This is a genomic window from Virgisporangium ochraceum, from assembly GCF_016863655.1.
Taxonomy (GTDB): Bacteria; Actinomycetota; Actinomycetes; order Mycobacteriales; family Micromonosporaceae; genus Virgisporangium; species Virgisporangium ochraceum.
Map to the genome: position 1 here is coordinate 21,182 of NZ_BOPH01000031.1, position 12,108 is coordinate 33,289.

Sequence of the window (12,108 nt, forward strand, 5' to 3'; positions counted from 1 at the left end):
AAGGTAGCGTGGACGGCATGCCCGGCCCACTCCCCACTGGCGATCCGGTGCCGGCAACCGGGCCGGTCGCAGCCCAACGTCCGAGCGGACGGTTCGGCGTCTACGCGCACGTCCCGTTCTGCGCCAGCCGCTGCGGGTACTGCGACTTCAACACCTACACCCCCGACGAGGGCGTGATCCGCGAAGGCTACGTCGACGCCGTCCTCGCCGAGCTGGGCAGGGCCGCCGACCTGGTCACCCCCGCGCAGGTCGACACGGTGTTCGTCGGTGGCGGCACGCCGACCCTGCTGCCGCCGCGGGATTTGGGCCGCATCCTCGACGGCATCGACAAGGTGTGGGGCCTCAGCGGCGACGCCGAGATCACCACCGAGGCCAACCCCGAGTCGGTCACGCCCGCGTCGCTCCGGGACCTGCGCGCCGCCGGCTTCACCCGGATCTCCCTGGGCATGCAGTCGGCGGCCGCGCACGTCCTCAAGGTCCTCGACCGCCGGCACACGGCGGGCCGCGCGGCCGCCGCCGCGGGCGAGGCCCGCGCGGCGGGTTTCGGCCACGTCAACCTCGACCTCATCTACGGGACCCCCGGAGAGCGGCCCGAGGACTTCGCGGCTTCCCTCGACGCCGTGGTGGCGGCCGGAGTGGACCACGTGAGCGCGTACGCGTTGATCGTCGAGGACGGCACCCGGCTGGCGGCCCGCATCCGGCGCGGCGACCTGCCCTTCCCCGACGACGACGTGGCCGCCGACCGGTACCTGGCGGCCGAGGCGGCCCTCACCGCCGCCGGCTTCCACTGGTACGAGGTGTCCAACTGGGCCACCGGCGACGACGCCCGCTGCCGGCACAACCTGCTCTACTGGCGCGGCGCCGACTGGTGGGGGCTCGGACCGGGCGCGCACAGCCACGTGGGCGGCACCCGGTGGTGGAACGTCAAGCATCCGGCGGCCTACACGGCGGCGCTGGCGCGGGGGGAGTGGCCGGCGGCCGGCCGGGAGGTCCTCGACCCCGAGGAGACCGCCACGGAGGAGATCATGCTCCGGCTGCGCCTGGCCGAGGGCCTGCCGCTGGAGCGGCTCACGCCCGCCGGGGTCGGGGCCGCGCGCACGCTGGTCACCGATGGTCTTCTCAACGGTGACGCGTTCGCGGCCGGAACCGCCGTACTGACGCTGCACGGCCGCCTCCTCGCGGACGCGGCCGTGCGGACGATCCTGCTGGCGTGACTACTTGATGCCCTGCCTACTTAATGAACTGGATCGACATCGGGTAGCGGTAGAACTCGCCGTTGGTGGCCTTGACGCCACCGATGATGCCGAAGACCATCGGGACCAGCCAGACGATCAGCGGCACGAAGAACAGGAAGCCGCAGGTGATGATCGCCACCACGAAGCTCAGCGCGTAGGCGATCGCCCAGGTGATGTGGAAGTTCAGCGCCGAGATCGCGTGCGCCCGCACGGTCGGCGAGACGTTGCCCTTGGCCACGTAGGCGATCAGCGGGCCGACCCAGCCGAGGAAGCCGCCGCCGACGAAGACGCCGGCCGCGCCGCCCCAGTGCGCGATGAGCGCGTAGGTCTTGTCGTCGGCGGTTGGGTAGCCGGGCGGCGGGGTGCCGTATCCGCCCTGCTGCGGGTAGCCGGGCTGCACGCCGTAGCCACCGGCCGCCGCGCCGTACGCCCCGCCGTAGTTCTGGCCGGAGGGCTGCTGGTACGCCTGCTGCTCCGAGGGGTAGGTGTGACCCGCGCCGCTGGACGGGGGCGCGTAGCCGGCGCCGCTGGTCTGGCCGGGTGGCGTGTAGCCGGCGCCGCTCGACTGGCCCGGTGGCGTGTAGCCGGCGCCGCTCGACGGCGGGGCATAGCCGGCGCCGCTCGACGGTGGCGCGTAGCCCGCGCCGCTCGACGGCGTCGACGGGGTGGAGTAGCCGGCGCCGCTCGGCGGCGGGGCGTAGCCGGCGCCGCTCGACGGCGCCGGCGGCTGGTAGTCGCTCCCGCCCGGCATGCTGTACCCACCGCCGGGGCCGCTGCTCGGGGCCGAGGGCGGCGGGCTGTAGCCCGAGCCGGGAGTCTCGCCCGGCATCGTGTAGGGGTTGCTGGGTGCGGAGGGATCCGGGTTCGGATCTCCGCTCGGGCGAGGTGGTTCCGTCATGTTCGCCACGGTAGGACCGCCGTACCAGCCGGCGCCACCGACACACGGCTGATCGTGCCCTGAACTATCCCTGGTGATCGCCCCCGAGGCGGGCATCGCGCTCGGCCGCGCCGCGTCGTAGACTGGCACTCGTTGATGACGAGTGCCAGCCGGCCGCTACGCGGGCCGGCTGAGTCGGTTGTGAGGTGGTGACCATGGCCCTCGACGAACGGAAGCTCGACGTGCTGCGAGCGATCGTCCAGGACTACGTCGCCACCCAGGAGCCGGTCGGCAGCAAGGCCCTCGTCGAGCGGCACCACCTGGGGGTGTCGCCGGCGACGGTCCGTAACGACATGGCCGCGCTGGAGGACGAGGGCTACATCCACCAGCCGCACACGAGCGCCGGGCGGGTACCCACCAACCGGGGCTACCGGCTGTTCGTCGACAAGCTGTCGCGGGTCAAGCCGCTGTCTCCCGCCGAGCGGCGGGCGATCGAGCAGTTCCTGGTCGGCGCCGTCGACCTCGACGACGTGGTGCACCGGTCGGTGCGGCTGCTCGCCCAGCTCACCCGGCAGGTGGCGGTGGTGCAGTACCCGAGCCTGAGCCGGTCGAGCGTGCGTCACCTCGAACTGGTGCCGGTGTCGACCACCCGCATCATCCTGGTGATGATCGCCGACACGGGCCGGGTCGAGCAGCGGCTGGTCGACCTTCCCGGTCCCACCCCCGCCGACGACGTCACCGAGCTGCGCCGCCTGATCAACGACAAGCTGGGCGGCAAGCGGCTCATCGACACGCCGCCGCTGGTCGAGGCGCTGGCCGACGAGGTGCCCCAGAGCCTGCGGGCGCCGATGGCCGCGCTGTCGTCGGTGCTGCTGGAGACGCTTGTCGAGCGCACCGAGGAGCGGGTGGCGCTGGCCGGCACGTCCAACCTGGCCCGCGGCACGATGTACGACTTCCAGGGCACCCTCCGCCCGATTCTGGAGGCGCTCGAGGAACAGGTCATCCTGTTGAAGTTGTTCGGTGAGATGGAGCCGGCGACGCGGGTCCTCATCGGCGACGAGAACGAGATCGAAGACCTGCACAGCACGTCGGTCGTCACCACCGGCTACGGTCCGGGCGTTACCGTCGTCGGAGGGATGGGCGTCCTCGGCCCGACCCGCATGGACTATCCGGGCACGATCGCCACGGTGCGGGCGGTTGCCCGGTACGTCGGCGACCTGCTGGCGCAGAGTTGAGACGAGAGCTTCTGGGATGAGCGGCACGAGCGATAGGGCGGGCGTGGCGAAGGACTACTACGGGATCCTCGGCGTGAACCGGGACGCCGGTCCTGACGACATCAAGCGGGCCTACCGCAGGCTCGCCCGCGAACTGCACCCCGACGTGAACCCCGACCCGGGCGCGCAGGAGCGGTTCAAGGAGGTCAACGCGGCCTACGAGGTCCTCTCCGACCCGCGTAAGCGGGAGATGTTCGACCTCGGCGGCGACCCGATGTCCAGCGCCGGTGCCGGTGCGGCCGGCAGCCCGTTCGTCGACTTCCAGAACATCATGGACGCGTTCTTCGGCACGTCGCAGGCGCGCGGCCCGCGTCCGCGTACCCGTCCGGGTGCCGACGCGATCCTGCGGCTGGAGCTCGAGCTCGACGAGACCGCGTTCGGCGTCGAGGCGCCGATCACCGTCGACACCGCGGTGCTGTGCACCACCTGTTCCGGTGCCGGCACGGCCGCGGGCACCCACCCGGCCACCTGCGACATCTGCGGCGGCCGCGGCGAGGTGCAGGCGGTGCAGCGCACGTTCCTCGGCCAGGTGATCTCGGCCCGCCCGTGCGCCGCCTGCCAGGGCTTCGGCACGGTCATCCCGCACCCGTGCGCCACCTGTGGCGGCGACGGCCGGGTCCGCACGCGGCGCAGCCTCACGGTCAAGATCCCCGCCGGTGTCGAAGACGGGATGCGGATCCGGCTCGCGTCGCAGGGTGAGGTCGGCCCCGGCGGCGGCCCGGCCGGCGACCTGTACGTCGAGATCGCCGAGAAGCCGCACGACGTGTTCTCCCGCAAGGGCGACGACCTGCACTGCCGGGTCACCGTCCCGATGACCGCCGCTGCCCTGGGCACCCGCCTGACGATCAAGACCCTCGACGGCGAGGAGGCGGTCGAGGTCCGCGCCGGCACCCAGCCCGGTGCCACGCTGCGGATCCGCGAGCGGGGTGTGCAGCACCTGCGCGGGGTCGGCCGGGGTGACCTGTTCGTGCACCTCGACGTCCGCACCCCGACCAAGCTCTCCGCCGACGAGGAGCGCCACCTGCGCGAGTTCGCCCGCGCCCGCGGCGAGGAGGTGGCCGAGCTGAGCAAGCACGGCGGCTTCTTCTCCCGGGTGCGAGACGCCTTCAACGGCCACTAATCCCCCCGCCCCGCGCGCCCCGCTGCCCCCGCGCCGCTCGCGCGCCCCTCTCCACGCGCCGATCGTGCACTCCTGGCCGCCACTATTTCGTGCTATGTCCGCCTTTGATGGCGGCCACAAGTGCAAGATCGGCGCGTGGAGAGGGGCGGCGGAGGGCGGCGGAGGGGGCTGGCCGTCGTGCCTGGGGCGGTCGCGGTCGGCGGCGGGTTGGGCTCGTACGCGGGGGCCAGGGCTGGGACGCGGGGAACCGGGGCTGCGACGCGGCCTGGCCGTCCCGTCGAGGCGGCGGGGTTCCGGTCGTCCCGGGGCCGCCCGGTGGGAGCTGATTCCCGGGGCAGCGTGGTCGGCGCGATCGTCGAAGTGCCGGTCGACGCCAGCCGCGCGGGAGGCGGCCGCCGGCCTTCGGGGCGGCCTTGCAGAATGAGCCGGTGAGCCCACCCCTGTTCCTCGTCGACGAGTTGCCGCCCGGCGACGTCCTGCGTCTCGACGGCCCCGAGGGCCACCACGCCGCCGTCGTGCAGCGGCTGCGGGTCGGCGAACGCATCGTCGTGGGTGATGGTCGCGGAACGCGGGCGTCCGCGGTGGTCACGGCCGTGCGCAAGGGCGTATTGGACGCCGAGCTCGTGGCCCGGTCACACCGGTCCGCCGCGCGGCCTTCGATCGCCGTGGTGCAGGGCATCGCGAAAGGTGACCGGGCCGAGCTCGCCGTGGCGACGATGACCGAGGTCGGCGTCGACCGGATCGTTCCCTGGCAGGCGGCGCGCACCGTCGTCCGGTGGAAGGACGACCGGCCGCTGCAGCGCTGGCGGGCGACGGCCCGGGAGGCGACCAAGCAGTCCCGCCGCGCCTGGCTGCCCGACGTGGCCGACCCCGTGAAGACGGCCGACGCCGCGCGGATGCTGGCCGGCACGGCGGTGGCGCTGGTGCTGCACGAGGAGTCCGACCGTCCGCTGTCGACGGTGGACCTGCCGGCCGAAGGGGAGATCGCCGTGGTGGTGGGCCCCGAGGGCGGCATCGACGCCGACGAGCTGTCCGTGTTCGTCGCCGCCGGTGCGTTGCCCGTACGCCTCGGCTCCGACGTGCTACGCACCTCCACGGCCGGCGCCGCGGCGGTGGCCGCCCTGTCGGTGCGCCTCGGACGCTGGTAGCGCCCGCTCCGCGGGCGTGGCCCGTAACATGCCAGAGGTGTCCGATGACTGCCTGTTCTGCCGCATCGTCGCCGGGGAGATCCCGGCGACCGTCGTGTACGGGAACGAGAGCGTGATCGCCTTCCGTGACATCCAGCCGCAGGCGCCGGTGCACGTGCTCGTGATCCCGCGCGCGCACCACCCGAACGCCGCCGCCATCGGTGAGGCCGACCCGGCCGTCGCCGGCGCGATCCTCGCGGCGGCCGGCGCGGTCGCGAAGGCCGAGGGCCTGGCCGACGACGGGTACCGGGTCATCTTCAACACCGGCCCGAACGCGCTGCAGACGGTGTTCCACGTGCATGCCCACGTGCTGGGTGGCGGACCCCTCGGGCCCATGCTGGCCTCATGAAGGCGTACGAACGGCACGTCCGGCTGGCGCAGCGGAAGGGGCGCATCCCCGCCGTGTCGGTGGCCGTCCACCGGGCCGACCGTCCACTATGGACCTTTCAGATCGGGTGCGACGCCGACTCCCGGTTCCGCATCGGCTCGATCACCAAGACGTTCACCGCCGTCCTGGTGCTGCAGTGCCGCGACGACGGCCTGCTCGACCTCGACGAGCCGATCGGCAAGTACCTCGACGTGCCCGCGCACGGCGACGTGACCATCGCCCGCCTGCTGTCGCACCGCGCCGGCCTGCAACGCGAACCGCACGGCGACATGTGGGACACCCTGCGCGCCCCCGACGACGAGGAGCTGCTCGCCACGCTCGACCGGGCCGAGCGGGTGCTGCCACCGGGCCGCCGTACGCACTACTCCAACCTCGCCTACGGGCTGCTCGGCCGTCTCGTCGCGCAGCTGCGCGACCAGCCGTGGGCGGCGGCCCTCGCCGGCCGCGTCCTGGAGCCGCTCGGGCTGGCCGCGACCACGCTGGAGCCCACGTCGCGGGCGGTGCCGGGGTACCTCGTCGACGCGTACTCCGACCACGCCCGGCGCGAGCCGGTGCTCGAGTGCCGCGGCCTGGCCCCGGCCGCCCAGCTGTGGAGCACGGCGGCCGACATGGCCCGCTGGGCCGGTTTCCTGGCCGATCCGTCCACAGTGGACCCGACCGGTGCCGTGCTCGCGTCGTCCACTGTGGACGAGATGCGGTACCCCCGCGCGGTCGCCGACGAGAGCCGCTGGTACGCCGCGTTCGGCCTCGGCCTCAACGTGGTTCCGCAGGCCGGCAACGACCGGATCCTGCACGTGGGGCACGGCGGCGCGATGCCCGGCTTCCTCGCCGCGGCCTACGGCCGGCGCGGCGGCGACGGGGTGCCGCCCGGCCTCGGGGTGGCGAGCCTCGGCTCGTCCGGCACCGGGGCCGAGGTCATGCAGCTGGCCCACACGCTGCTCACCACGGTGGTGGCCGACGACCCCGCCGACCTCGAGCCGTGGCGACCCGGCGAGCCGGCACCGGCCGACCTGCGCTCGGCGCTCGGCCGCTGGTGGGGCGAGGGCTTCGAGTACGTCTTCTTCTGGTGTGACGGGCGGCTGCGGGCCCGCGAGGTCGGCGACCCGCCGAGCCTGCCGCCGGCCGTGTTCGTGCCCGTCGACGGCCGGCCCGACGTGCTGCGTACCGAGTCCGGCCGGGAGGCCGGCGAACTGCTGCGGCTCACGCGCGACGACGCCGGCGCGGTGGTGCGGATGCACTGGGCGACGTACCGGTTCACCCGCGGTCAGGAGGCGTTCGACGGCACCGTCGCCAGCGAGCCCGGCTGATACAACCGTTTCAATCTCTGCGGGGTAGGGTGCGCCGTTATGGTCGTCCAGGTGAGAAAACTGCTGCTGGTCGCGCTGCTCACGGTCGCGTTCACCGCGGGCTGCGCAGGATCGGACGGAGACGCGGGCACGTCGCCCACGGCCAGCGGCACCGCCGCGGCCGACAACACCAAACAGGTGTGCGACGAGGCCAGGGCGCTCGGCGAGGAGTACAAGAAGAAAGCGACCGAGATCCTCACCCGGGCGCTGCAGCAGGCCGGCACCGACGAGACGAAGTCGGAGCAGATCCTGGGCGAGATCGTGCCGCTGTCGAAGGAGTACAAGGCCAAGTTCGAGGCGCTGGGCGCCAGGGCGAACGACCAGAAGTTGAAGGACGCGCTCACCACGCTGTCCAAGGACCTCGACAACGCCTCGGCGGAGACCGCGGCCGAGTCGACCGGCGTCGCCGAGGAGACGCTCACCGGGATCTGCGGCGCGTGAGGCGTACAGACCCCGATTGCCCGACGCGGAGGATAACGGCAGGCCGGGGCGGCCCGGGGCAGATACCATAGGACGGAGTCATCAGTCCCCAGAACCAGGAGTATCTGGCCCCCGTGGGCCGCCCATGACCGAGACGCAGCCCCCCGCCAGCCCCTCCGGCGAACCCGGCGTTCCCGGCGTACCGCCGGTGCACGTGCAGACGAGGATCACCGTCGACGACCCGCACGTCATGGTCAGGTTGCTCGGCGCGCGCGACGAGCTGCTCAAGCAGGTCGAGAGCGCCATCGCCAGCGACATCCACGTGCGCGGCAACCAGATCACGATCACCGGCCAGCCGGCCGACAACGCGCTGGCCGAGCGGATCTTCTCCGAACTGCTCGAACTCATCCAGAAGGGCGAGACACTGACCGCTGACGCCGTGCGGCGCACCGTCGGCATGCTCGAAGAGGGCACCACCGAACGGCCGGCCGAGGTACTGACACTCAACATCCTGTCCCGCCGCGGGCGCACCATCCGCCCCAAGACGCTCGGGCAGAAGAAGTACGTCGACGCGATCGACCAGCACACGATCGTGTTCGGCATCGGCCCCGCCGGTACCGGCAAGACGTACCTGGCCATGGCCAAGGCCGTGCAGTCGCTGCAGGCCAAGCAGGTGAACCGCATCATCCTCACGCGGCCGGCGGTCGAGGCGGGCGAGCGGCTGGGCTTCCTGCCCGGCACGCTCTACGACAAGATCGACCCCTACCTGCGTCCCCTCTACGACGCCCTGCACGACATGATCGACCCCGAGTCGATCCCCAAGCTGATCGCGGCCGGCACCATCGAGGTAGCCCCCTTGGCCTATATGCGTGGTAGGACTTTGAACGACGCGTTCATCATTCTCGACGAGGCGCAGAACACCACGCCCGAACAGATGAAGATGTTCCTCACCCGGCTCGGGTTCGGGTCGAAGATCGTTGTGACCGGTGACGTCACCCAGGTCGACCTGCCCGGGGGGACCCGGAGCGGGCTGCGGGTGGTCCGTGACATCCTCGACGGGCTGGAAGACGTGCACTTCGCGTCGCTGGGCAGTGCCGACGTCGTGCGGCACCGGCTGGTGAGCAATATCGTCGACGCGTACGACCGTTGGGACGCCGCTCAGGAGTCCCAGGAGCAGCAGCAGGGTGTGCACGCGATGCCGGGCCGGCGTTCCGGCCGCCGCCGTTAACCGAATACAAGAGGAACCCGTGTCTATCGAGATCGCCAACGAGAGCGGTGTCGAGGTCGACTCCGACGCCATCCAGTCGGTCGCCCGCCACGCGTTGGACGAGATGGGTGTGAACCCGCTCGCGGAGTTGTCGATCCTGCTCGTCGAGGCCGAGTACATGGCCGAGCTCAACCACCGGTGGATGGACGGCGACGGCCCCACCGACGTGCTCGCGTTCCCCATGGAGGAGAGCAGCGTCGACCACGGCCCCGGCGAGTCCAACGGTGGCGAGCCGGCGCTGCTCGGCGACATCGTGCTCTGCCCCGACGTGGCCGCGAAGCAGGCCGCCCAGGCGGGGCACAGCACGGCCGACGAGTTGGCGCTGCTGACCGTCCACGGCACGCTGCACCTGCTCGGCTACGACCACGCCGAGCCCGACGAGGAGCGCGAGATGTTCGGGCTTCAGGCCCGGCTGCTCGACAGCTGGCGAAGCACCCGTTAGGTAGGACGCGACGATGGCGACGACGACCCTGCTCACCACGGCGGCCGGGTTGGTGGTGCTCGCCGGGCTGTTCGCCAGTACCGAGGCGGCGCTGGCCGCCGTCTCGCCGGCGCGGGCGGCCGAGCTGGCCCGGGAAGGCGCCCGCGGGGCGAAGACCCTGCAGGCGGTCGCGGCCGACGCGCCGCGGCACATCAACCTGCTTCTCCTGCTGCGGCTGGCGTGCGAGCTGGTCGCGACCACGCTCGTCGCGCTGGTCACGATGGGTGAGTACGGCGCCACGTGGAGCGCGGCGCTGATCACGGCGGGGTCGATGACCCTGGTGAGCTTCGTCGTGGTCGGTGTCGGTCCGCGAACTCTCGGCCGTCAGCACGCCTACACGGTGGGACGGGTGACAGCGCCGCTGGTGCGCTGGTTGGGACGCGCGCTGGGCCCGCTGGCGTCGCTGCTGATCCTGATCGGTAACGCGGTGACGCCCGGCAAGGGTTACCGGCAGGGCCCGTTCGCCACCACGGTGGAGCTGCGCGAGCTCGTCGAGCTGGCCGAGCAGCGGGGCGTCGTCGAGCACGGCGAACGCGAAATGATCAACTCGGTGTTCGCGCTGGGTGACACGATCGCCCGCGAGGTCATGGTGCCGCGCACCGAGATGGTGTGGATCGAGGCCACGAAGTCGCTGCGGCAGGCGCTGGTGCTGGCGTTGCGCAGCGGGTTCTCGCGGATCCCGGTGATCGGCGAGAACGTCGACGACGTCCTCGGCATCGTCTACCTCAAGGACCTGGTCCGCCGCACGAGCAACGACGACCCGCTGTCGGCGCAGGAGCCGGTGGGCGGCATCATGCGGCCGGCGACGTTCGTGCCCGAGTCCAAGCCGATCGACGACCTGCTCCGCGAGATGCAGGCCGGCCGCACCCACATGGCCGTGGTGGTCGACGAGTACGGCGGCACGGCGGGGCTGGTCACGATCGAGGACATCGTGGAGGAGATCGTCGGCGAGATCGCCGATGAGTACGATGTCGCGGAGCGTCCACCGGTGGAGCGGCTCGACGACGGTGCGGTGCGGGTCACGGCCCGGCTGCCCGTGGAGGATCTCGGCGAGCTGTTCGGCGTCGAACTCGACGACCGCGAGGTCGAGACCGTCGGCGGCCTGCTCGCCCAGGCGCTCGGCCGGGTGCCCATTCCGGGTGCCGCGGCCGAGATCGGCGGCCTGCGCCTGCTGGCGGAGGGCACCACCGGCCGGCGCAACCGCATCGACACGGTGCTGGTGCAGCGGGTGGACGCTGGTGGTTCAGCCGACCGTGAGTACGAGAACGACGCGCAGGAGAGGCAACCCGCCGATGCTTGAGCAGCTGTCCGCCGAAGACGCGAAGCTGGTGACGCTCGCCCGTCAGGCCCGCGCGCGGATCAACGCGATCGAGGGTGCGGCGGTGCGTGACAGCGACGGCCGCTCGTACGCGGCGGCCGCGGTCACCCTGCCGTCAATGACGCTGTCGGCGCTGCAGCTGGCGGTGGCGAGCGCGGTGTCGGCGGGCGCCGCCCGGCTGGAGGCGGCCGCGGTGGTCACCGAGGCGTCGACCATCGACGACCCCGGCCTGGCCGCGGTGCGCGACCTGGCCGCGACCGCGCCCGTGCACCTCGCCGCACCCGACGGTGCGCTGGTGGGGACGATCGTCAACTGATGGAGTTCAGAGCTGGGTTCGCCTGTTTCGTCGGGCGCCCGAACGCCGGCAAGTCGACGCTGCTGAACGCGCTCGTCGGGCAGAAGATCGCGATCACGTCGAACCGTCCGCAGACCACCCGGCACGTGATCCGGGGCGTCGTGCACCAGCCCGACGCGCAGGTCATCCTCGTCGACACGCCGGGGCTGCACCGGCCGCGCACGCTGCTCGGCGAGCGGCTGGGCGACCTGGTGCGCCAGACCTGGAGCGAGGTCGACGTGATCGGCCTGTGCATGCCCGCCGACGAGGAGGTGGGCCGCGGCGACCGGTTCATCGCCGCCGAGGTCGCCGAGCTGAAGGCTTCCGTGCTGGCCGTCGTCACAAAAACCGATCTTGTGTCGCGGGAGAAGCTGGCCGAACGGCTGCTGGCCGTGCAGGACCTGCACCCGTTCGCCGACATCGTGCCGGTCGGCGCCGTCACCGGCGACAACCTCGACCGGCTCGTCGACGTCCTGAAGAGCCACCTCCCCGCGTCCCCTCAGCTCTATCCCGACGGCATGATCACCGACGAGCCCGAGCAGGTGCTGATCGCGGAGATGGTGCGGGAGGCGGCGCTGGAGGGCGTGCGCGACGAGCTGCCGCACTCGATCGCGGTGGTAGTGGAGGAGATGCTCCCGGAAGAGGGGCTCCTGCGCATCTTCGCCGACGTGTACGTGGAGCGGCCGAGCCAGAAGGCCATCGTCATCGGCCACCGCGGGAGCCGGTTGAAGGCGGTCGGTACGCAGGCCCGCGCGCACATCGAGGAGCTGCTCGGCCGGCGGGTCTACCTCGATCTGCACGTACGGGTGGCCAAAGACTGGCAGCGTGACCCTCGTCAGCTGCGCAAGCTCGGTTTCTAGA

At 72.1% G+C, this 12,108-nt stretch carries 13 protein-coding genes; 12 read left to right on the plus strand and 1 reads right to left on the minus strand.

Annotated features, from left to right (window positions below; translation table 11 throughout):
- The first annotated feature begins 17 nt into the window (after positions 1-17).
- Complete coding sequence (gene hemW / locus Voc01_RS13225) at positions 18-1,214, plus strand: radical SAM family heme chaperone HemW (protein WP_203927671.1); 1,197 nt, start codon at positions 18-20, stop codon at positions 1,212-1,214.
- Positions 1,215-1,230: 16 nt separating this feature from the next.
- Here hemW and Voc01_RS13230 read toward each other — a convergent pair whose 3' ends face one another.
- A complete protein-coding gene (locus tag Voc01_RS13230; protein WP_239160157.1) occupies positions 1,231-2,133 on the minus strand; it encodes a DUF4870 domain-containing protein in 903 nt (300 codons plus the stop codon).
- A 194-nt stretch (positions 2,134-2,327) separates the two neighbouring features.
- Here Voc01_RS13230 and hrcA point away from each other — a divergent pair, with 194 nt between their 5' ends.
- The 11 genes from hrcA to era all read left to right on the plus strand — a co-directional run bounded on the left by hrcA (position 2,328) and on the right by era (position 12,107).
- On the plus strand, positions 2,328-3,347 hold the full coding sequence (hrcA, locus tag Voc01_RS13235; protein ID WP_203927672.1) for a heat-inducible transcriptional repressor HrcA: 1,020 nt from the start codon (positions 2,328-2,330) through the stop codon (positions 3,345-3,347).
- Positions 3,348-3,390: 43 nt separating this feature from the next.
- Positions 3,391-4,506, plus strand: a complete 1,116-nt coding sequence (gene dnaJ, locus Voc01_RS13240; protein WP_203927774.1) for a molecular chaperone DnaJ — start codon at positions 3,391-3,393, stop codon at positions 4,504-4,506.
- Between the two features lie 428 nt (positions 4,507-4,934).
- Positions 4,935-5,654 carry a 16S rRNA (uracil(1498)-N(3))-methyltransferase gene (locus tag Voc01_RS13245; RefSeq protein ID WP_203927673.1) on the plus strand — a complete coding sequence of 240 codons (720 nt, stop codon included), beginning with the start codon at positions 4,935-4,937 and terminating at the stop codon, positions 5,652-5,654.
- 28 nt (positions 5,655-5,682) lie between these two features.
- Entirely contained in the window at positions 5,683-6,042 is a 360-nt protein-coding gene (locus Voc01_RS13250; RefSeq protein WP_203927674.1) for a histidine triad nucleotide-binding protein, read from the plus strand.
- The gene (locus tag Voc01_RS13255; protein ID WP_203927675.1) at positions 6,039-7,388 is read left to right on the plus strand and encodes a serine hydrolase domain-containing protein; all 1,350 of its coding nucleotides are present in this window, start codon (positions 6,039-6,041) and stop codon (positions 7,386-7,388) included. Before Voc01_RS13250 ends, Voc01_RS13255 begins: the two co-directional genes overlap by 4 nt.
- A gap of 51 nt (positions 7,389-7,439) precedes the next feature.
- Positions 7,440-7,868, plus strand: coding sequence for a hypothetical protein (locus Voc01_RS13260; protein WP_203927676.1), 429 nt, complete (start codon positions 7,440-7,442; stop codon positions 7,866-7,868).
- A 124-nt stretch (positions 7,869-7,992) separates the two neighbouring features.
- Positions 7,993-9,075 carry a PhoH family protein gene (locus Voc01_RS13265; RefSeq protein ID WP_203927677.1) on the plus strand — a complete coding sequence of 361 codons (1,083 nt, stop codon included), beginning with the start codon at positions 7,993-7,995 and terminating at the stop codon, positions 9,073-9,075.
- A gap of 19 nt (positions 9,076-9,094) precedes the next feature.
- Positions 9,095-9,556, plus strand: a complete 462-nt coding sequence (gene ybeY / locus Voc01_RS13270; RefSeq protein ID WP_203927678.1) for an rRNA maturation RNase YbeY — start codon at positions 9,095-9,097, stop codon at positions 9,554-9,556.
- A gap of 13 nt (positions 9,557-9,569) precedes the next feature.
- Positions 9,570-10,895 (plus strand): hemolysin family protein, encoded by a 1,326-nt coding sequence (locus tag Voc01_RS13275; protein WP_203927679.1) that lies wholly within the window; start codon positions 9,570-9,572, stop codon positions 10,893-10,895.
- Complete coding sequence (locus Voc01_RS13280) at positions 10,888-11,229, plus strand: cytidine deaminase-like protein (protein WP_203927680.1); 342 nt, start codon at positions 10,888-10,890, stop codon at positions 11,227-11,229. Before Voc01_RS13275 ends, Voc01_RS13280 begins: the two co-directional genes overlap by 8 nt.
- Positions 11,229-12,107 carry a GTPase Era gene (era, locus tag Voc01_RS13285; RefSeq protein ID WP_203927681.1) on the plus strand — a complete coding sequence of 293 codons (879 nt, stop codon included), beginning with the start codon at positions 11,229-11,231 and terminating at the stop codon, positions 12,105-12,107. Before Voc01_RS13280 ends, era begins: the two co-directional genes overlap by 1 nt.
- Position 12,108 lies beyond the last annotated feature (1 nt).

Excerpts from the sequence above, each read along its gene's own strand:
- hemW (WP_203927671.1), top strand. The coding sequence starts at position 18 with ATGCCCGGCCCACTCCCCACTGGCGATCCGGTGCCGGCAACCGGGCCG.
- Voc01_RS13230 (WP_239160157.1), bottom strand. The coding sequence starts at position 2,133 with ATGACGGAACCACCTCGCCCGAGCGGAGATCCGAACCCGGATCCCTCC.
- hrcA (WP_203927672.1), top strand. The coding sequence starts at position 2,328 with ATGGCCCTCGACGAACGGAAGCTCGACGTGCTGCGAGCGATCGTCCAG.
- Voc01_RS13250 (WP_203927674.1), top strand. The coding sequence starts at position 5,683 with ATGCCAGAGGTGTCCGATGACTGCCTGTTCTGCCGCATCGTCGCCGGG.
- Voc01_RS13255 (WP_203927675.1), top strand. The coding sequence starts at position 6,039 with ATGAAGGCGTACGAACGGCACGTCCGGCTGGCGCAGCGGAAGGGGCGC.
- Voc01_RS13265 (WP_203927677.1), top strand. The coding sequence starts at position 7,993 with ATGACCGAGACGCAGCCCCCCGCCAGCCCCTCCGGCGAACCCGGCGTT.
- Voc01_RS13275 (WP_203927679.1), top strand. The coding sequence starts at position 9,570 with ATGGCGACGACGACCCTGCTCACCACGGCGGCCGGGTTGGTGGTGCTC.
- Voc01_RS13280 (WP_203927680.1), top strand. The coding sequence starts at position 10,888 with ATGCTTGAGCAGCTGTCCGCCGAAGACGCGAAGCTGGTGACGCTCGCC.
- era (WP_203927681.1), top strand. The coding sequence starts at position 11,229 with ATGGAGTTCAGAGCTGGGTTCGCCTGTTTCGTCGGGCGCCCGAACGCC.